The sequence below is a fragment of the Amycolatopsis sp. cg13 genome (genome assembly GCF_041346965.1).
Lineage (GTDB): Bacteria > Actinomycetota > Actinomycetes > Mycobacteriales > Pseudonocardiaceae > Amycolatopsis.
Genome location: NZ_CP166848.1, coordinates 3,769,077 through 3,788,214, shown reverse-complemented (window position 1 = coordinate 3,788,214; position 19,138 = coordinate 3,769,077). Strand labels below are relative to the sequence as shown.

The window sequence follows — 19,138 nt, the reverse complement described above, 5'->3', positions numbered from 1 at the left end:
CTATGCGAACACGCTAGCACGGAACGGCGGAAGCAGGAAGATCCAGACGGAAGGGCTCGTGATGGCAAGGGTGCTGTCGCTCGGCGAGGCGATCGCCGAGCTGGTGCACGACGGAGACACCGTCGCTCTCGAGGGCTTCACGCACCTCATCCCCGTGGCGGCCGGGCACGAGATCATCCGTCAGGGCAGGCGGAACCTCACACTCGTGCGGATGACGCCGGACATCGTCTACGACCAGCTCATCGGCGCGGGCTGCGCGAGCAAGCTGATCTTCTCCTGGGGCGGCAACCCCGGAGTCGGCTCGCTGCACCGGTTCCGCGACGCGGTGCAGCACTCGTGGCCGGTGCCGCTGGAGATCGAGGAACACAGTCACGCGGGCATGGCGAACCGTTATGTCGCAGGCGCTTCAGGGCTGCCGTTCGCCGTGCTGCGCGGCTACACCGGCACCGATCTGCCCGCGCAGACGGACACGATCAAGCCGATCACCTGCCCGTTCACCGGCGAGCAGCTCACCGCGGTGCCGGCGCTGAACCCGGACGTCACGATCGTGCACGCGCAGCGCGCCGACCGGGCGGGCAACGTCCAGCTGTGGGGCATCGCGGGCGTGCAGAAGGAGGCGGTGCTGGCGGCGAAGCGGTCGCTGGTCACGGTGGAAGAGGTCGTCGACGAGCTTGAGCCCCGTCCGGGCGCGCTGGTCCTTCCGTCCTGGGCGGTCACCGCGGTGGCAGAGGTGCCGCGCGGCGCTGCGCCCTCGTACGCCGCCGGGTACTACGAGCGGGACAACGCGGCGTACCAGACGTGGGACGAGATCGGCCGGGACCGCGAGGAATTCGCCAAGTGGCTGAACGACTTGACCGGAGTGAAGGCATGAGCGAGTACACCGCTGACGAGATGATGAGCATCGCCGCGGCGCGCGCGCTCGGCGAGGGCATGTCGTGTTTCGTCGGGATCGGATTGCCGAGCACCGCGGCGAACCTGGCCCGCCGCACGCACGCCCCGAACCTCACTTTGATCTACGAATCGGGTTGTCTCGGCGCGAAACCGAGCAGGCTGCCGCTGTCGATCGGCGACGGCGAACTGGCCGACACCGCCGACGCGGTCGTCAGCGTGCCCGAGGTGTTCAACTACTGGCTGCAGCCCGGCCGGATCGACGTCGGGTTCCTCGGCGCGGCGCAGTTGGACAAGTTCGGCAACATCAACACCACGGTCATCGGTTCCGACTATCACGATCCGAAGGTGCGCCTGCCCGGCGCGGGCGGAGCGCCGGAGATCGCCGCGTCCTGCAAGGAAGTGTTCGTCGTGCTGCGGCAGAGCAAGCGCACCTTTGTGGACAAGGTCGACTTCGTGACGTCGTTCGGCCACGGCACCGGGCGCGGCGACCGCGAACGGCTCGGCCTGCGCGGAGCCGGGCCGACGCTCGTGGTCACCGACCTCGGTTTGATGCGGCCCGATCCGGACACCGCGGAGCTCACGCTCACCGAACTGCACCCCGGGATCGAGCTGGAACAGGTCGTGGAAGCGACGGGGTGGACACTGAAGGCGGCCGCGGACCTCAAGACCACCCCCGCGCCCACTGAACGCGAACTGACCCTGCTCCGTGAATTGAAGAAGGCCGGCGAATGAGCGACGCTTACGTACTCGACGCGATCCGCACTCCCTTCGGGCGCTACGGCGGCGCTCTCTCCGGAGTGCGCCCTGACGACCTGGCCGCGGGCGTCCTGCGCGCGCTGGCCGAGCGCAACGGACTCGATCCGTCCATTGTGGACGAAGTGCTGCTCGGTGACGCCAACGGCGCGGGCGAGGACAACCGGAACGTGGCGCGGATGGCCGCGCTCCTCGCGGGCTGGCCGACTTCGGTTCCCGGTGCGACGGTGAACCGGCTGTGCGGATCCGGCGTCGAGGCGGCCATGCAGGCGAGCCGGGCGATCCAGGTCGGCGACGCCTCGCTGGTGGTCGCGGGCGGCGTCGAGTCGATGAGCCGCTCGCCGCTGGTGATGCCGAAGCCGGACAAGGCTTTTCCGGCGGGCAACCAGACGCTGTACAACACGGCGCTCGGCTGGCGGATGGTCAACCCGGCGATGCCGTCGCAGTGGACCGTTTCCCTCGGCGAGTCCACCGAACTGCTCGCCGAGCGCTACGGCATCACCCGGGACGAACAGGACGCGTTCGCCGCGCGCAGCCACGTGAATGCCGCCCGGGCGTGGGACGAGGGCTTCTACAACGACCACGTGGTTCCGGTGGAAGGCGTCGAGCTGACCCGGGACGAGGGCATCCGACCGGACTCCACGCCCGAGAAGCTCGCGAAGCTGAAAACGGTGTTCCGCAAGGAAAACGGCACTGTCACGGCGGGGAACGCGTCGCCGCTCAACGACGGTGCGTCGGCGTTGCTGCTCGGTGACGCGGCGGCGGCCGAGCGGCTCGGCAAGACGCCGCTGGCCCGGATCGCCGGCCGCGGCGCCGCGGGAGTCGACCCGGACGTGTTCGGCATCGGTCCGGTGCGCGCGGCGGAGATCGCGCTCGAACGGGCAGGCATCGGCTGGAGCGACCTCGCCGCGGTGGAACTCAACGAGGCGTTCGCCGCACAGTCGTTGGCCTGCCTGAAAGAATGGTCGAAGCTCGACCCGGAGATCGTCAACGTCAACGGCGGGGCCATCGCGATCGGGCACCCGCTCGGTGCGTCCGGCGGCCGCATCATCGGCGCGCTGGCGCATCAGCTCCGCCGCACCGGCGGTCGCTGGGGCCTCGCGGCGATCTGCATCGGCGTCGGCCAGGGTCTCGCTGTCGTGCTCGAGAATCGCTGAGAAAGGGGAGGCATCGTGGCCACACCGACCGAACGGCGCCTGCCGCAGTACCGGCCTGATCCGGACGGCACCCATCCGCCGCTCGACTACGCGCCGTACCGTTCCACCGCGTTGCGGCATCCGAAGCAGCCGCTGGTCCTGCTGCCGCAGATGCTCACCGAGGTCACCGGTCCTCTGCTCGGCCCGGGGCGGCTCGGCGAGTTCGACAACGACCTCACCCGCCAGCACGCGGGCGAGCCGCAGGGCCAGCGGATCATCGTCACCGGAAGGCTTCTCGACGGCGACGGGCGGCCGATCCGCGATTCGCTCGTGGAGATCTGGCAGGCCAACGCGGGCGGCCGCTACCGGCACACCGGCGACCGCTGGCCGTCCCCGCTCGACCCGAACTTCGACGGGCTCGGCCGCACGCTCACCGACAGCGATGGGCGCTACGAGTTCACCACCATCAAGCCCGGCGCGTACCCGTGGAAGAACCACGACAACGCGTGGCGTCCCGCGCACATCCACTTCTCGGTGTTCGGCTCGGCGTTCACCCAGCGGCTCGTCACGCAGATGTACTTCCCGGACGATCCACTGTTCTCGCAGGACCCGATCTTCAACTCCATCCCGGACGAGAAGGCGCGGCAGCGGATGATCTCCCGGTTCGACCTCGACCGCACCGAGGAGGAATGGGCGCTGGCGTTCCAGTTCGACATCGTGGTGCGCGGACGGGAACAGTCGGTGTTCGAGGACGAGGAGGAGGACGAGTGAGGCTCGAAGGCACGCCCTCGCAGACTGTCGGGCCGTATCTGTCCATCGGGCTGCCGTGGGACGACGGGCCGTTCGTGGTCCCGGAAGGCACCGAAGGCGCGGTGTGGATCCGCGGCGGGGTGTACGACGGCGCGGGAAACCCGGTTCCCGACGCGATGATCGAGACATGGCAGGCGGATCCGAACGGCGGGTTCGATCATCCCGACGATCCGCGCGGCAAGCCCGGCGAGCCGTTCCGCGGGTTCGGCCGATGTCCCACCGATGCCGAAGGCCAGTACCGGATTCTCACGGTGCTGCCCGGAGCAGTGCCGGACGCGACTGGGGCTCCGCAGGCCCGGCACATCGACGTGTCGGTGTTCGCTCGGGGGCTGCTGAACCGGGTCGTCACGCGCATTTACTTCGAGGACCAGGACAACGCCGGCGACGCCGTGCTGGCGAGCGTTCCCGAGGAACGCCGGGACACGTTGCTGGCCAAGAAAGACGGGGCCGGCTATCGGTTCGACGTGCGTTTGCAGGGCGAAGGCGAGACGGTGTTCTTCGCGGTCTGACCGGCCGTGTCCATTGTGGAGGTTCAAGCGTGAGCAGTGTCCGGGTGCACCGGGTCGTCGAAGGCCCGCCGGCGGGTCCGGTGGTGGTGTTCTCCAACTCGATCGGCAGCGACCACCGGATGTGGGAGCCACAGGTCGCGCCGTTGACCGAACGCGGATTCCGCGTGGTCCGGTACGACACGCGCGGCCACGGGTCGTCGCCGGTGCCGCCGGGGCCGTACGACCTGGCCGATTTGGGCGGCGACGTGCTGGGGCTGCTCGACGACCTCGGCGTCGAGCGCGCGCACTTCGTCGGCCTGTCGCTGGGCGGGATGACCGGGATGTGGCTCGGCGCGCACGCCGCGGAGCGGTTGGCGAGCCTCACGCTGTGCTGCACGTCAGCGCTGCTCGGACCGCCCGAGATGTGGGCCGATCGCGCGCGTCTCGTGCGGGCCGAGGGCACTGGGGCGGTCGCGGAAGCCAGCGTCGGGCGATGGGTCACGCCGGGTTACGTGCAGGCGCATCCTGACCAGGTCGCGTACCTGCGCGAGATGGTCGCGGCGCAGCCCGACGAGGGGTACGCCGGCTGCTGCGAGGTGATCGAGCGGATGGATCTCACCTGCGACCTGCCGAAGATCTCCGTTCCGACGCTGGTCATCGCTGGTGCCGACGACCCGTCGACGCCCGCTGAGCCGCACGGGCGGGTCATCGCGGACGGGATCCCCGGCGCCCGGCTCGTGGTCGTCGCGTCCGCCGCGCACCTGGGCAGCTACGAACAGCCGGAGGAGTTCACCCGGCTGATCCTCGAGCGGATCACGGAGGAACAGTGACCGGAGACCGCTACGAGGCGGGCATACGGGTGCGCCGCGAGGTGCTCGGCGACGAGCATGTCGACCGGGCGGTCGCGCGGACCACCGAGTTCAGCAAGCCGTTCCAGGAGTACATCACCGAAGCGGCGTGGGGTTCGGTCTGGACGCGCGACGGCCTCGACCGGCGGACCCGCAGCTGCATCACACTGGCCGCGCTCACCGCACTGCACTGCCACGACGAGCTGGCGATGCACGTCCGTGCGGCAGTGCGGAACGGGCTTACCGCGGACGAGATCCGCGAAGTCCTGCTGCACACCGGCGTGTACGCGGGGGTGCCTGCGGCGAACACGGCGATCGGGATCGCCCAGCGCGTCCTCGCCGAGCTGGGAGAACCCACCGCCCAGCCACCGGCCGGATAAGGTTCGCCGCATGGAATCCGACGACCAGGCGGAACGCGGCGCGCACCACGTGCAGTCGCTGGAACGCGGGCTGGCGGTGATCAAGGCGTTCAGCGCCGAGGCGCCGCACCCGACGCTCAGCGACGTCGCGCGCATCACCGGGCTGACCCGCGCGGCTGCCCGCCGGTTCCTGCTGACACTCGTGGACCTCGGCTACGTCCGCACGGACGGCAAGTACTTCTCGCTCACCGCGCGCGTGCTGGAACTCGGCTACGCCTACCTGTCCAGCCTGAGCCTGGCCGAGATCTCGCAACCGCACCTGGAGCGGCTCTCGGAGCAGGTGCACGAGTCGAGTTCCGTGTCGGTGCTGGAGATCGCCGACATCGTGTACGTCGCGCGCGTCGCGGTGTCGCGGATCATGACGGTGAGCATCAACGTCGGCACGCGGTTCCCCGCGCACGCCACGTCGATGGGACACGTGCTGCTCGCCGACATGGACCGGATGGAACTCAACGCCTACTTCATCGTCGCCGACCTCGACCGGCTGACCCCGCACACGCTCACCCACCGCACCGCGCTCGAGGCCGAGCTGGCCAAGGTCCGGGAGCAGGGCTGGGCGATGGTCGACCAGGAACTCGAAGAGGGCCTGCGCTCGGTCGCCGCGCCGATCCGCAACCGGAAGGGGCGCGCGGTCGCCGCGGTGAACATCTCGACGCACGCGAGCCGGACGCCGGTGGACGTCGTCCGGACCCAGTTCGTTCCGCCGTTGATCGAGACCGCGACGGCCATTTCGGCAGATCTCGCCGCGGTCGCGCCCGGGCGAGCGGTCCGAGGCTGAGGAGCACCGATGCCGGAACCGGTTGCCGGACTGCTGCTTGCCGCCGGGGCGGGACGGCGATTCGGCGGGCCCAAGGCCCTGGTCGAGTACGACGGGGAACCGCTGGTCCGGCGGGCTGTCCGGAACCTGGCCGAGGCTGGGTGCGCCTCGGTACGGGTAGTGGTCGGCGCGTCGGCTGATCGGGTCCGCGAGCTGTTGCCGCCGGACGTCACTCCGGTGCTTGCTGAGCGGTGGCAGGGCGGGATGGGGGAGTCGCTGAAGGCTGGGCTCGAGTCGCTGACGGGGGAGTCGGCGGCCGCGGTGCTCGTGCACCTGGTGGATCTGCCGTGGGTGCCTGCCGCGGCGCTCGCGCGGATCGTCGGGGAGGCGTCCGAGGACGCGGTCGTTCGGGCGGCTTACCAGGGGGTTCCTGGGCATCCGGTGCTGTTCGGGCGGCGTTGGTGGGATGAGATCGCGGATTCGGCGAGTGGCGACCACGGAGCTCGGGACTGGTTGCGCGGACGGTCCGACGTGCGGCTTGTCGAGTGCGGTGATCTCGGTAGTGGCAGTGACGTCGATCGGCCTGGGGATTTGGCTGGGCCTGGTGCGGAGCGGCGATGAGCGGTGTCGTGGTGCGGGGCTGAGCCGGCGGGTCCGGTCCGGTTGGGGTTGATCTGCTGCTCTTCGGTTTGTCTCGTCGGGACGGCGGCGACCCGGGCCTGGGCGATGACGGGCTTGCGGTTGGGCGTGCCGACGGATCTGCGCGAGTCCGCGTGAGGGTTGGAGCCCAAGTCGAACTGGCGGTGAATCGGGTCGTGCCGCGATCCATCGCGGGCCTGGCCGTGAACGGCACTGGATCTGCGGCTACCCGGCTCAGCGGCGCGCGGTTGAGCATTGCTGGGCGGCGGCGAACGGCGAACCTGGCGGTCGCAGATCTACGATCGGGGATGTGACAGAGTCCCTCGCCTCGCCCGACGCGCTCGCGGCTGCCCTCGACACCACCGGTTACCTCGCCGACGAGGGGCTGGCCACCGCGGGATTCCTCGCGACGCAGATGCAGCGTCCGCTCTTCTGCGAAGGCGAACCGGGCACCGGGAAGACCTCGCTGGCGCTCGCGTTGTCCGAGGCGTTGCAGTGGCCGTTGGTGCGGCTGCAGTGTCACGAGGGCATCGACGCCGCGCAGGCGCTCTACGAATGGGACTTCCCCCGTCAGCTGCTGCACCTGCGCGCCCTCGAAGCGGCCGACGGCGGACGGCTCGACGCGGAAACTGCCGAGCGCTCGCTGTACACGGAGCGGTTCTTGCTCGCGCGGCCGTTGCTGCAGGCGCTCACTACGACGCCATGCGTGTTGCTTGTGGACGAGATCGACCGCGCTGACGATGAGTTCGAGGCGTTTCTCCTGCAGTTGCTGGACGAGTACACCGTCACGATCCCGGAGTACGGCGAGGTGCGTGCGGAGCAGCCGCCGCTGGTCGTGCTGACGTCCAACCGGACGCGCGAGGTGCATGACGCGCTCAAGCGCCGGTGTCTTTACCACTGGCTTGAGCATCCTGATCTTGCTCGGGAGATCAACATCCTGCGCCGTCGGTTGCCGGGGATCGGCGAGACGCTCGCCCGGCAGATCGCCGACGCGGTGCACCGGCTGCGGGCGATGGATCTTCTCAAACCGCCGGGCGTCGCGGAATCCCTTGACTGGGCACGGGCTTTGCTCGCGCTCCAGCGCGACGAACTGGACGCCGCGACGGCCGCGCGCACCCTCGGCGCGGTGCTGAAGTACAGCGAGGACCTCGACCGGGTGCGGGCGAAGCTGGACACGCTGTTCTCCTGATTTTTAGTCCACTGTGGACGGTCAGGTAATTCCGTTGCGGCGGGGTGCGGGATCGGGCATGCTTGAAGCATCACCGAATGACTTCGCCGACTTCACTGATTTTGTGACTGCGACTGTGCTTGTGCCGGAAGGAGGGCTCGTGACCGACTTCGCCCGGACTGCCCTCCCGGCCGTCCGCTGAGTTCCGTTCTTTCCTGAAGGTTCCGCGCGCCCGCCCTGTGCTACCGGGGCTGGCTGCTGCGCGCAACCACGGTCCGCGCACGCTGTCCCGGAGGCGGGACAGCGTGCGCGGCCGCCCTTCGCCGGGTGCCGTGATTGACGCGGGGGGTGCGGGCCTTTGGAGGTTTGGCGCGGAATGGTGCTGGGCTGAGATGGCTCGGGACGTTGTCGCGGGCGTGGTGCTGAGACCGACCGAGCCGAGACGGCCGGGAGGTTCGCGCGGCGGCTTGGCCCTGCGGGGCGGGGTGCCTGGGGAAGCGACGGGCGGCGGCTTGGCATGGCGGGGCGGGGTGCCTGGGGAAACGACGGGCGGCGGCTTGGCATGGCAGCGCGGGATGCGCGCGGGCTTTGGTGCGGGCCGTGCTGTGCTTGGTCCGGACGATGCCTCTTGGAGTTGTGCTCGGCAGGCGGTGCTGGGTTCCCGAGCGTTGGGTGCGCGGGCGAGAGTTGGATGGAATCGTCCGCAGGTCTGGTGGCGCGGTGAGTTCGAGCGGAGCGGAACATCTGCGGGGCCGACGCGGTTCACTCTGGAATGGCGGTGCGGAGGAACACTGGCGAGCTGGAGCAGCTCAAGCCGGAACCGTCGCGCGCCCAAGAAGCTCGACCCGGCCAGGAACCTCTGCGTGGCCAGGAACGGCTGCGTGGCCAGGAACGGCTGCGAGGCCAGGAACCTCTGCGAGGCCAGGAACGGCTGCGCGGCATAGAACCTCCGCGCCGCCTAAAGCACGTGCGCGGCCAAAAACCTCCGCGCGCCAAGATCACTGCCGACAACTGGCGGCCTGCAGCCGGACAGCCGCAACTTGGGGTTGCTGAGCCGTATCAGTTGTGGCGCTGGGGAGCCGCGTGGCAACCTCAGCTTGCCGAAACACAGCCCGGATCACCTGATCGACCGCGCCGGACCGCGTCAGAGACCGTCGGCGCACGCGCTGGACACCAGCACAAGCTGCGTCAGGCTGTCGCGGCGCGGTTTCTGGTATTGGGGTCACAATGGGGGACATGAACACCGAAGTCGCCGACCCCCTTGCTGGTTACGCGGGGTTCGCGGCGGCATTGCGCGAAGCGGGCGTCGCCTGTGACGCGCGGCGGGTGCAGGCCTATCTGTCCGCCGTGGCGAAGGTCGATGTTGCCCGGCCGACGCAGCTCTACTGGGTCGGGCGGTTGACCCTTTGCTCCGACCCCGACGACTTGCCTCGCTACGAGGAAGCGTTCGCGCGGTGGTTCGAGGGAGACGACAGTCCTAGGGCGACCGGCGGGACTCCGGTGCGGAAGCAGGCCCGGATCGCTCCACTGATCGCGGCCGGCGGCGACGGGGAGAGCACCCAGGAATCTCACGACACGCTCCGCGTCGCGGCCAGCGATCATGAGGTTCTCCGGCATCGGGATCTCGCCGAGCTCACCAAGGCTGAGCGGGCGCACCTCCGGGAGTTGCTCGCGACGCTGCGGCCCGTCTTGCCTCGACGAAGGGCGGCGCGGCGGACGCCGGCGCATCGTGGTGCGCTTGATCCGGCGCGGACTCTGCGCGCCATGCTCGCGTCCGGTGGCGAGCCCGTTCGGCTGGCGCATCATCGGCGGGGGACGCGGGCGCGGAAAGTCGTGTTGCTGATCGACGTTTCCGGCTCGATGAGTCCGTACGCCGACGCGTTGCTGCGGTTCGCGCACGTGGTCGCGCGGGCGGCGCCGATGTCGGTCGAGGTGTTCACACTAGGTACGCGGATGACGCGCGTGTCCCGTCAGCTCAGGCAGCGCGATCCGGAGCAGGCGATGCTCGCCGCTGGCACCGCCGTACCTGATTTCGCTGGTGGGACGCGGCTTGGCGAGACGCTCCGGGTGTTTCTCGACCGGTGGGGGCAGCGCGGGTTCGCGCGACGCGCGGTAGTCACCGTGTTCTCCGACGGGTGGGAGCGCGGCGACGTCAGCTTGCTGGCCGAGCAGCTCGGCCGGCTGCGCCGTCTCGCGCACGCCGTATTCTGGGTGAATCCGCACGCAGGGCGCGAGGGTTATGCTCCGGTCCAATCCGGCATCGTGGCCGCCCTGCCGCACATCGACCGGTTGCTGGCCGGGCACAGCCTGGCGACGTTGGAACGACTCCTCGGGGAGATTGCCGATGCGTGACGTACTGGACGACGTGTACCGCCGCTGGCAGGCGGGCGAAACGGTCGGGCTCGGCACGGTGGTGGCCACGTTTTCGTCGGCGCCGCGGGCACCGGGCGCGTCGATGATGGTCGCGCCGGACGGGACGGTCGTCGGGAGCGTGTCCGGCGGCTGCGTCGAGGGCGCGGTCTACGAGCTGGCCAATGACGTCGTCGCCGAGCGGAAGCCGGTTTTGCAGCGCTACGGCGTCAGCGACGACGACGCCTTCGCGGTCGGGCTGACCTGCGGCGGGATCATCGACATCTACGTCGAGCCGGTGGACCGCGCGTCGATGCCGGAGCTGGAGCGCGTCGTCGAATCGGTGCGCGGCGGCGAGCCGGTCGCGGTCGTCACGATCGTGGAGCACGAGACGCCCGGACTGGTCGGCGAGCACATGATCGTGTGGCCGGATCGGGTCGAGGGGTCCCTTGGCTCGTCCCGGATGGACGATGCCGTCGCCGACGACGCGCGCGGGCTTCTCGCCGCTGGACGCACCGGGACGCTCCACTACGGACCGGACGGGCAGCGCCGCGGCGAGGGCATGGCGGTTTTCGTGAACTCCTTCGAACCGCCGCCGCGACTGCTGGTGTTCGGTGCCATCGACTTCGCCGCCGCGATGGCACGGATGGGTGCTTATCTCGGGTATCAGGTGACAGTCTGCGACGCGCGCCCGGTGTTCGCGACCAGCAGCCGGTTCCCGGAGGCGCACGACGTGGTCGTCGACTGGCCGCACCGTTACCTGAAGGCCGAGGCCGAAGCGGGCCGGATCGACGCGCGGACGGCGATCGCGGTCCTCACGCACGATCCGAAGTTCGACGTGCCGCTGCTGGAGGTCGCGTTGCGGCTCGACGTCGGGTACGTCGGCGCGATGGGTTCGCGCAAGACGCACGACGACCGGTTCGCGCGGCTCCGCGAGGCAGGGATCACCGAGGGCGAGCTGGAACGGTTGTCGTCGCCGATCGGCCTCGACCTGGGCGCGCGCACGCCGGAGGAGACGGCGGTGTCGATCGCGGCGGAGATCATCGCGCTGCGCTGGAGCGGGACCGGGCGGCGGCTGGCGGCGTTGACGGGGCGGATTCACAGCTGACTGAGCGGATTCGCTGACCCGGCAGGCTGGGGCGGTGCATCGCCAGCAGTTGCGGCGGGCCAGTAGCCGCCAGGAAGTGCGGCACCGTCCAGAACCGTCCAGACCGCCGTCCCGGGTGGCCGGAACGGCGCACCTCAGCGGTGCGATCCGCCGGGAAAACCGCGTCCAGCAACGAAACCCGGTGAACCCCCGCCAAGAAACCGCGCCCCTGCGGCAAGATCCGCCCACCACCCCCGGCGGCCGAAAAATCACCCGTCCGGCTTCACGCATCTGCGCGTCAAAATCACCAAAACACCCGCATCTGCGGAACCAACCCGGCGACGTGCGACATCAGGACTTGTCCGCGCGCGATAGGCGTAGCACGCTCCCCTGTGAGGCCGATCACGATCGCGCCTTGGCCGTTCCCGAACCGGCCCGCCGCCTCCGCCGGGGCTGGCGGGCATTTGCACTTGGAGGCCTTTGATGCGCATCACCGTCACTGTCGACGGCACGAAATACACCGATGACGTCGAGCCGCGCACCCTGCTCGTCCACTACTTACGGGAACGCGTCGGGAAGGTGGGCACCGTCGTCGGGTGCGACACCAGCAACTGCGGCGCGTGCACCGTCCATCTCGACGGGCACAGCGTGAAATCCTGTTCCGTCCTCGCCGTGCAGGCCGACGGATGCGAGGTCACCACCATCGAGGGGCTGGCCCGCGACGGTCAGCTGCACCCGGTCCAGCAAGCTTTCCACGACAATCACGCGCTGCAGTGCGGGTTCTGCACCCCGGGCATGATCATGCAGTCGATCGACCTGCTGGCCGACAACCCGGACCCGGACGAGCAGGCTGTTCGCGAGGGGCTCGAGGGCAATCTTTGCCGCTGTACTGGTTACCAGAACATCGTGAAGGCGGTTCGCGACGCCGCGAAGCACATGAGTCCTGGTGCGGGGCCGGACGCCGAGAAGATCGATCAGCCCAACCACGTCGGCGTGGGTGGTGAATGATGACTGCCACGATCGAGCCTGAGGTAGGAAAGTCCCGGCGCCGCAAGGAAGACGAGCGGCTCATCACCGGGCGCACCCGGTGGACGGACAACATCGCGTTGCCGGGAATGCTGCATCTCGCGGTGCTGCGGAGTCCGCTGGCGCACGCGAAGATCGTTTCGATCGACACGTCGGCGGCCAAGGAAGCTGCTGGTGTCGTTGCCGTTTACACCGCTGCTGACCTTGATCCCGAGGGCGCGATCGGCATGCCGTGCGCGTGGCCGATCACGCCGGACATGGCGGCGCCGCGGCGTCCGGTGCTGGCGTCGGATCGGGTGAATTTCGCTGGCGAGGGCGTGGCCGTCGTGGTCGCGCGGTCGTCCGCGGAGGCGCATGACGCGCTCGAGGCGATCGAGGTCGAGTACGAAGACCTGCCGCCGGTTCTCGACCTGGAAGCCGCGCTCGCCGAAGACGCGCCGCTCGTCCACGAGGAATTGGGCAGCAACAAGAACGCGTTCTGGGTCTTCGATTCCGCCGAGGCTGGCACGGGCGGCAATGTCGAGGAAGCACTGTCCTCTTCGGAGGTCGTGCTCAAGCGGCGGTTCCGCCAGCAGCGGCTGGTGCCCGCGTTCATGGAGCCGCGCGCGTGCGTGGTCGACCCGACCGGCGCGCAGCTGACCATGTGGTCGGCCACCCAGGTGCCGCACATTCTGCGCGTGATGTCCGCGCTGACGCTGGGCATCCCGGAGCACAAGCTGCGCGTGATCGCCCCGGACGTCGGGGGCGGGTTCGGCGGCAAGATCGGCGTGCTGCCCGAGGAAATGATGTCCGTGCTGGTCGCGAACAAGCTCGGCAAACCGGTGAAGTGGAACGAATCCCGGTCCGAGACGATGCTCGCCGCGCACCACGGCCGCGACCAGATCCAGGACATCACGATCTCGGCGAAGGCCGACGGCACGGTCACCGGGCTCAAGGTCGAACTGCTCGCCAACCTCGGCGCGTACAACGGCCTGGTCGGGCCGGGCGTGCCGATCCTCGGCGCGTTCATGTTCAACGCGATCTACAAGATCCCGGCCTACCACTTCGCCTGCACCAACGTGTTCACCACGACCACGCTCACCGACGCCTACCGCGGCGCGGGCCGTCCGGAAGCGACGTTCGCGATCGAGCGGATCATGGACGAGCTGGCCGACGAGCTGGGCATGGACCCGGTGGAGCTGCGCGAAAAGAACTGGATCAAGCACGAGGAATTCCCGTTCACCACGGTCTGCGGGCTCACCTACGACTCCGGCAACTACGAGGCCGCGACCGAGAAGGCGAAGGAGCTCTTCGGCTACGACGCGCTGCGCCGCGAGCAGAAGGAACGCCGCGAGGCGAACGATCCGGTGCAGCTCGGCATCGGGATTTCGACGTTCACCGAGATGTGCGGGCTCGCGCCGTCGCGGGTGCTGGGTTCGCTCGATTACGGCGCCGGCGGCTGGGAATACGCGTCGCTGCGGATGTTGCCGACCGGCAAGGTCGAGGTGACGACGGGTGCGTCGGCGCACGGTCAGGGGCACGAGACGGCGTGGAGCCAGATCGTCGCCGACCAGCTGGGGGTGTCGTTTGAGGACGTTGAAGTGCTGCACGGCGACACGCAGTCCTCGCACAAGGGCCTCGACACGTACGGTTCGCGTTCGCTGGTCGTCGGCGGTATCGCGATCGTCAAGGCGGCCGAGAAGGTGGTCGCGAAGGCGAAGCCGATCGCCGCGCATCTGCTGGAGTGTTCGGAGGACGACCTCGAGTACTCCGGCGGCAAGTTCACTGTGAAGGGCACGGATTCGTCGACGACGATCCAGGACATCGCGCTCGCGGTGTTCGCCGCGCACAACCTGCCGGACGGCGTGGAACCGTCCCTCGATTCCGACGCCACCTTCGACCCGGAGAACTTCTCCTTCCCGCACGGCACTCATCTGTGCGCGGCCGAAGTGGACACTGAAACGGGCCAGGTGAAACTGCGTTCGTACGTCTGCGTGGACGACGTCGGCAAGGTGGTCAACCCGCTGATCGTGGAAGGCCAGGTGCACGGCGGGCTCGCCCAGGGCATCGCACAGGCGTTGTTCGAGGAAGCCGTGCACGACGAAAGCGGCACGCTCACCACTGGCACGTTCGCCGACTATCTGCTGCCGTCGGCGGCCGACCTGCCGTCGTTCACCACGGACCGCACGGAGACGCCGTCGACCACGAACCCGTTGGGAGCCAAGGGGGTCGGCGAGGCGGGCACGATCGCTTCGACGCCTGCCGTGGTCAACGCGGTGGTCGACGCGGTGCGCCAGTTCGGGGTGAACGACATCGAAATGCCGCTCACGCCGATGCGCGTGTGGAACGCGGTGCGCACCGGTTCAGCCAATGCCGGCGGACCCGGCGGCGAGGCCGGTGGCGGTCTCGGTTCGATCGACGCCTCCGGAGGTGCCCAGTGATCCCGGCTCCGTTCGACTACGTCGCTCCGTCCACGGTGGACGAAGCCGTGCAGGCGCTCGCCGCGGCGGGCGAGGACGCCAAGGTGCTGGCAGGCGGGCAAAGCCTGCTGCCGGTGCTGCGGATGCGCTTGGCCGCACCGACCACGCTGGTCGACCTCGGGAAGGTCGCCGAAATGCGCGGAGTGCGCGAGGACGGCGACGCGCTCGTGGTCGGCGCGATGACGACGCATTACGAGGTCCAGCGCGACCCGCTGATCGCCGAGCACGCGGCGTTGGTGAAGGAAGCGACTGACACTGTCGCGGATCCGCAGGTGCGGCACCGCGGCACGTTCGGCGGCGCGATCGCGCACGCGGATCCGGCAGGCGACCTGCTGGCTCCGGTGCTCGCGCTGGACGGCGAGCTGGTGCTGGCCGGTCCGAACGGTCGGCGCACGGTGTCCGCGGCGGAGTTCTTCCAGGACTACTTCACCACCGCGCTGGCCCCGGACGAGCTGCTCGTCGAGGTGCGGCTGCCCAAGCACACCGGCTGGCGGGCGCACTACGAGAAGTTCAACCGGGTCGCTCAGGCCTGGTCGATGTGCGCGGTGGCGGCCACCGTGCGCACCGAGGGCGGCGTGATCGAGGAAGCCAGGGTGGCGTTGACGAACATGGGCGCGACGCCGGTCCGCGCGACTGGCGTGGAGCAGGCGTTGCTCGGCGCGCAGGCCAACGCGGAGACGATCCGGGCGGCCGCCGCGCATGCGGCCGAGGGCACCAACCCGGTCGCGGACGGCAATTCCGACGTCGAATACCGGCAGCACCTCGCGCGGGTGCTGACTGGGCGTGCTGTCGCGGCGGCGGTGGGCGCCTAGCGGACCGGTCGTGAAGGACTCCTTGGGGGAATCTGATTCCCCCAAGGAGTCCTTCACGACAACGGCGACCGGGAGACGGCCGTAAGGTGGACGGCAACGGCTCGACGCAGTGCGCAGGAGAGGAGGTCGGCCCGTGCGGCTCGACCACGAATTCACCGTCCCCGCCCCGATCGGGGAGGTCTGGCAGGCCGTCATCGACCCGGAGCGGGTCGCCCCGTGCATGCCGGGCGCCTCGCTCACCAAGGTGGAAGGCGACACCTTCGCGGGCACGGTCAAGGTCAAGCTGGGGCCGATTTCGCTGCTGTACAAGGGAACCGGCGAGTTCCTGGAGAAGGACGAGGCGGCCCGCAAGGTCGTCATCAAGGCGTCCGGCAAGGACTCGCGCGGCGGCGGCACCGCGGCCGCGACGGTCACCCTCACGCTCACCGAACGCGACGGCGGCACCCACGGCGCGGTCGCCACCGACCTGGCGATCACCGGACGTCCGGCGCAGTTCGGGCGCGGGCTGATCTCCGAGGTGGGCGGCAAGATCCTGGACACCTTCGCGGGGAATCTCGCGGCCTCGCTGGAGACTCCGGCCGAGGACGCCCCGGCAGCGGCTCCGGCTCCGGCTCCGGCTTCCGAGGAGAAGACCGCGGAAAAGCCCGCTGAAGCACCGGCGCCCGAGGAGAAGCCGCACTTGCGGAGCGTTCCGGCAGGCGGTTCGACCGGCGAGACCGAGGCGATCGACCTGCTCGACTACGCGGGCCAGTCCGTCGCGAAGCGGCTCGCCCCGGTAGCCGCGGGCGCGGTCGTGCTGCTGATCGTGCTGGCGATCGTGCGGAAGCTGCGCCGCCGGTAACCGGCCAGGAGGTTGCCCGGTCGCGCTACTCAGAGCGTGCCCAGCGGGCAGCGAACGGGGTGGTTTTTCCCTCGGTTCGGCTAGATCCGGAGTGGACCCGCTACCCTGGGCAACTTCCGTAGGCCGAATTTCGCGTGGGGGCGCCCGTGACGCAGGCACCTGTCCCCATCGGGGTGCGCGGCGCGGTGACGGCCTGGCGCGGCTGGCCGCCGCGCTGGACGATGTGGGCGGTCGCGCGGCGGCGCTGGATCGGCTACGCGATGGCGTGCGAGGCCGTCGCTGTGGCGCTCACGGTGACGGGTCTCGCGACCGGCTTCGGCGGCCCGGTGCAGTTCAGTTCGTTCGGGGTGCTCGTCGGGCTGGGCATCGCGCAGGCCGAAATGTCGCGGCGGATCGAACGCCTGCGGCGGTGGATGAGCGGGCAGACGCACATCAACGTCACGTCCGTCTGGTACCTCGCCGGCGCGTTCCTGCTTCCGCCGGCGTGGGTGGCGTTGCTGGCGTTGGTGCTGTATCTGCATCTGTGGCTGCGAGTGTGGCGACACGTGCGTACGCGGCCCGCGCATCGCTTCGCGGCGAGTACCGCGTGGGCGATGCTGTCGTGCTTCGCGGCGTCTGCGGTGTTGACCATCGGCGGTCTGGATCAAGCGCGGCTCGACACTGCGTACGGCGTCCTCGCGCTCGTACTGGCGGCAGTTGCCTTTGAACTGGTGAACGTCGTGCTTGTCGCGACGGGCATCTACCTATACACGAACAGCCGCTCGCCCGCGGACCTCGTCGGTACCTGGGAGGACAACGCCTTCGAGATCGCGACGCTCTGTCTCGGCGGCCTCGTAGCGCTGGCGTTCGTCCATCAGCCGGTGCTGGTCGTGTTCGTGCTGCCGCCGTTGTTGTTGCTGCACCGCTATCTCCTGCTGAAGCAGCAGTTGCAGGTGGCGGTCGTGACCGATGAAAAGACCGGGCTGCTCAACACCGCGGGCTGGCACGAACTCGCGACCCGCGAGTTCACTCGGGCGAGGCGGCGAGGGACCGGCAGCGGGTTCGCCGTATTGATGATCGATCTCGACCACTTCAAGCGCATCAACGACACGTACGGTCACCTCACCGGCGACGAGGTGCTGGCCGCGGTTGCCGTGGCGATCGAGGCTTCGGTGCAGCAAAGCGACACCGTCGGCCGGTTCGGCGGCGAGGAATTCGTGGTCCTGCTGCCCGCGACCGGCGACACCGACGTGCTCGGGATCGCCGAAGGGGTGCGGATCGCGGTGGGGGAGCTGACGGTCGCGGTGGGAGGTCCGCTGCGGATCAGCGGACTCTCCGTGTCCGTCGGCGTCGCGTGCTACCCGCAGGCGGGCGCCACGCTCGACGAGGTGTTGCGGTCGGCCGACGCCGCGTTGTACCGGGCGAAAGACGGCGGCCGGAATCGCGTGGCGGTCTGAGCCGGAAATACCGGGCGCGGGCAATTGTTGAACGTTGTATGAGCACTGCGGATCACGAGACCGACGTCGTGGTGATCGGGGCCGGGCAGGCCGGGCTGTCGGCGGCGTATCACCTGCGCCGAGCCGGGTTCGCCAACGAACGCGGGTTCGTCGTGCTCGACCACGGCAAGCGCGCGGGCGGCGCTTGGCAGTACCGGTGGCCGTCGCTGGTGGTCGGGAAGGTGCACGGGATCCACGACCTGCCGGGGATGGCGTTCGGGACCCCGGACCCGACGCGGCCTGCCAGCGAAGCGGTGTCGGAGTACTTCGGGCGCTTCGAGAAGACGTATGACTTGCCGGTGCACCGTCCGGTCGACGTGACCGCAGTGCGGCGCGAGGGGGAGCGGCTGGTGGTCGAATCGCCCGCGGAGACGTGGGCGGCGCGTGCGGTGATCAGCGCGACGGGGACGTGGGACCGGCCGTTCTGGCCGCGGTATCCCGGGACTTTCGCCGGACGGCAGCTGCACACGGCGGATTACCGCGGTGCGGAGGAATTTCGTGATCAGCGCGTGGTGGTCGTGGGCGGCGGGACGTCGGCGGTGCAGTTGCTGATGGAGATCGGCCCGGTCGCGCGTTCGACGGTGTGGGTGACGCGGCGTCCGCCGGTCTGGCGCGAGGAGGAGTTCAGCGAGGACTGGGGACGCATGGCGGTGGCGAAGGTCGACGAACGGGTGCGGGCCGGGCTGCCGCCGGAGAGCGTCGTGAGCGTGACGGATCTGCCGGTGACGCCGCAGGTGCTCGCCGGGCGCGCGGCGGGATATCTGGAGCGGCGGCCGATGTTCTCGCGGCTGGTTCCCGACGGGGTCGTCTGGGAGGACAGCAGTTTCGAGCCCGCGGACATGATTCTGTGGGCGACCGGGTTCCGGGCTTCGATCGATCACCTTGCGCCGCTGCACCTGCGGACGTCGGGTGGCGGGATCCGGATGGACGGGACTCGCGTGGTCGCGGAGCCTCGGCTGCATTTGGTCGGGTACGGGCCGTCGGCGAGCACGGTGGGGGCGAACCGGGCCGGGCGTGCTGCGGTGCAGGAAGTCCGGCGGCTGCTGCAGGGCTGAGGTACGTGAAGGTGGCCCTCACGTACTAGCGCAAGTACGTGAGGGCCACTTTCACGTACTTTGCGGGTCGTGAGGGCCACCCTCACGGAATCTGATTCCCTCAGGGTTCCCCTCACGGCACTTCT

The 19,138-nt window shown here is 69.5% G+C and carries 18 protein-coding genes; all 18 read left to right on the top strand.

Translation table 11 applies throughout. The annotated features are described in order from the left end of the window. The first annotated feature begins 61 nt into the window (after positions 1 to 61). The 18 genes from AB5I40_RS17275 to AB5I40_RS17190 all read left to right on the top strand — a co-directional run bounded on the left by AB5I40_RS17275 (position 62) and on the right by AB5I40_RS17190 (position 19,013). The gene (locus tag AB5I40_RS17275) at positions 62 to 871 is read left to right on the top strand and encodes a CoA transferase subunit A (RefSeq protein ID WP_370939537.1); all 810 of its coding nucleotides are present in this window, start codon (positions 62 to 64) and stop codon (positions 869 to 871) included. Further along, positions 868 to 1,623, top strand: coding sequence for a CoA-transferase subunit beta (locus tag AB5I40_RS17270; protein ID WP_370939536.1), 756 nt, complete (start codon positions 868 to 870; stop codon positions 1,621 to 1,623). The genes AB5I40_RS17275 and AB5I40_RS17270 overlap by 4 nt, the downstream gene beginning before the upstream one ends. Beyond that, a complete protein-coding gene (locus tag AB5I40_RS17265) occupies positions 1,620 to 2,801 on the top strand; it encodes an acetyl-CoA C-acyltransferase (RefSeq protein WP_370939535.1) in 1,182 nt (393 codons plus the stop codon). Before AB5I40_RS17270 ends, AB5I40_RS17265 begins: the two co-directional genes overlap by 4 nt. Positions 2,802 to 2,816: 15 nt before the next feature. Next, complete coding sequence (gene pcaH / locus AB5I40_RS17260; protein ID WP_370939534.1) at positions 2,817 to 3,551, top strand: protocatechuate 3,4-dioxygenase subunit beta; 735 nt, start codon at positions 2,817 to 2,819, stop codon at positions 3,549 to 3,551. After that, positions 3,548 to 4,099 (top strand): protocatechuate 3,4-dioxygenase subunit alpha, encoded by a 552-nt coding sequence (gene pcaG / locus AB5I40_RS17255; protein ID WP_370939533.1) that lies wholly within the window; start codon positions 3,548 to 3,550, stop codon positions 4,097 to 4,099. Before pcaH ends, pcaG begins: the two co-directional genes overlap by 4 nt. 29 nt (positions 4,100 to 4,128) lie before the next feature. Then, a complete protein-coding gene (gene pcaD, locus AB5I40_RS17250; protein WP_370939532.1) occupies positions 4,129 to 4,908 on the top strand; it encodes a 3-oxoadipate enol-lactonase in 780 nt (259 codons plus the stop codon). Further along, positions 4,905 to 5,306, top strand: a complete 402-nt coding sequence (gene pcaC, locus AB5I40_RS17245; protein WP_370939531.1) for a 4-carboxymuconolactone decarboxylase — start codon at positions 4,905 to 4,907, stop codon at positions 5,304 to 5,306. The genes pcaD and pcaC overlap by 4 nt, the downstream gene beginning before the upstream one ends. Before the next feature lie 10 nt (positions 5,307 to 5,316). After that, entirely contained in the window at positions 5,317 to 6,123 is an 807-nt protein-coding gene (locus tag AB5I40_RS17240; RefSeq protein WP_370939530.1) for an IclR family transcriptional regulator C-terminal domain-containing protein, read from the top strand. A 9-nt stretch (positions 6,124 to 6,132) separates the two neighbouring features. Continuing rightward, positions 6,133 to 6,723 (top strand): NTP transferase domain-containing protein, encoded by a 591-nt coding sequence (locus AB5I40_RS17235; protein ID WP_370939529.1) that lies wholly within the window; start codon positions 6,133 to 6,135, stop codon positions 6,721 to 6,723. 328 nt (positions 6,724 to 7,051) lie between these two features. After that, the gene (locus tag AB5I40_RS17230) at positions 7,052 to 7,930 is read left to right on the top strand and encodes an AAA family ATPase (RefSeq protein ID WP_370939528.1); all 879 of its coding nucleotides are present in this window, start codon (positions 7,052 to 7,054) and stop codon (positions 7,928 to 7,930) included. 1,215 nt (positions 7,931 to 9,145) lie between these two features. Beyond that, positions 9,146 to 10,261: a VWA domain-containing protein gene (locus AB5I40_RS17225; protein ID WP_370939527.1), complete on the top strand. Its 1,116-nt coding sequence runs from the start codon at positions 9,146 to 9,148 to the stop codon at positions 10,259 to 10,261. Beyond that, positions 10,254 to 11,366 (top strand): XdhC family protein, encoded by a 1,113-nt coding sequence (locus AB5I40_RS17220; protein WP_370939526.1) that lies wholly within the window; start codon positions 10,254 to 10,256, stop codon positions 11,364 to 11,366. The genes AB5I40_RS17225 and AB5I40_RS17220 overlap by 8 nt, the downstream gene beginning before the upstream one ends. Before the next feature lie 462 nt (positions 11,367 to 11,828). Next, a complete protein-coding gene (locus AB5I40_RS17215; protein WP_101435204.1) occupies positions 11,829 to 12,353 on the top strand; it encodes a (2Fe-2S)-binding protein in 525 nt (174 codons plus the stop codon). Beyond that, entirely contained in the window at positions 12,353 to 14,791 is a 2,439-nt protein-coding gene (locus AB5I40_RS17210; RefSeq protein WP_370939525.1) for a xanthine dehydrogenase family protein molybdopterin-binding subunit, read from the top strand. The genes AB5I40_RS17215 and AB5I40_RS17210 overlap by 1 nt, the downstream gene beginning before the upstream one ends. Next, entirely contained in the window at positions 14,788 to 15,642 is an 855-nt protein-coding gene (locus AB5I40_RS17205; protein WP_370939524.1) for a xanthine dehydrogenase family protein subunit M, read from the top strand. The genes AB5I40_RS17210 and AB5I40_RS17205 overlap by 4 nt, the downstream gene beginning before the upstream one ends. Positions 15,643 to 15,775: 133 nt before the next feature. Next, the gene (locus tag AB5I40_RS17200; RefSeq protein WP_370939523.1) at positions 15,776 to 16,483 is read left to right on the top strand and encodes an SRPBCC family protein; all 708 of its coding nucleotides are present in this window, start codon (positions 15,776 to 15,778) and stop codon (positions 16,481 to 16,483) included. A 221-nt stretch (positions 16,484 to 16,704) separates the two neighbouring features. Beyond that, positions 16,705 to 17,919 carry a diguanylate cyclase gene (locus AB5I40_RS17195; RefSeq protein ID WP_370940539.1) on the top strand — a complete coding sequence of 405 codons (1,215 nt, stop codon included), beginning with the start codon at positions 16,705 to 16,707 and terminating at the stop codon, positions 17,917 to 17,919. A 38-nt stretch (positions 17,920 to 17,957) separates the two neighbouring features. Then, entirely contained in the window at positions 17,958 to 19,013 is a 1,056-nt protein-coding gene (locus tag AB5I40_RS17190) for an NAD(P)-binding domain-containing protein (protein ID WP_370939522.1), read from the top strand. Positions 19,014 to 19,138: the final 125 nt, after the last annotated feature.

Bases quoted from the DNA above. Each gene is read 5' to 3' on its own strand.
- AB5I40_RS17210 (WP_370939525.1), top strand. From the start codon at position 12,353: ATGACTGCCACGATCGAGCCTGAGGTAGGAAAGTCCCGGCGCCGCAAG.
- AB5I40_RS17275 (WP_370939537.1), top strand. From the start codon at position 62: ATGGCAAGGGTGCTGTCGCTCGGCGAGGCGATCGCCGAGCTGGTGCAC.
- AB5I40_RS17235 (WP_370939529.1), top strand. From the start codon at position 6,133: ATGCCGGAACCGGTTGCCGGACTGCTGCTTGCCGCCGGGGCGGGACGG.
- AB5I40_RS17220 (WP_370939526.1), top strand. From the start codon at position 10,254: ATGCGTGACGTACTGGACGACGTGTACCGCCGCTGGCAGGCGGGCGAA.
- AB5I40_RS17190 (WP_370939522.1), top strand. From the start codon at position 17,958: ATGAGCACTGCGGATCACGAGACCGACGTCGTGGTGATCGGGGCCGGG.
- AB5I40_RS17215 (WP_101435204.1), top strand. From the start codon at position 11,829: ATGCGCATCACCGTCACTGTCGACGGCACGAAATACACCGATGACGTC.
- AB5I40_RS17225 (WP_370939527.1), top strand. From the start codon at position 9,146: ATGAACACCGAAGTCGCCGACCCCCTTGCTGGTTACGCGGGGTTCGCG.
- AB5I40_RS17240 (WP_370939530.1), top strand. From the start codon at position 5,317: ATGGAATCCGACGACCAGGCGGAACGCGGCGCGCACCACGTGCAGTCG.
- AB5I40_RS17265 (WP_370939535.1), top strand. From the start codon at position 1,620: ATGAGCGACGCTTACGTACTCGACGCGATCCGCACTCCCTTCGGGCGC.
- AB5I40_RS17270 (WP_370939536.1), top strand. From the start codon at position 868: ATGAGCGAGTACACCGCTGACGAGATGATGAGCATCGCCGCGGCGCGC.
- AB5I40_RS17195 (WP_370940539.1), top strand. From the start codon at position 16,705: ATGTGGGCGGTCGCGCGGCGGCGCTGGATCGGCTACGCGATGGCGTGC.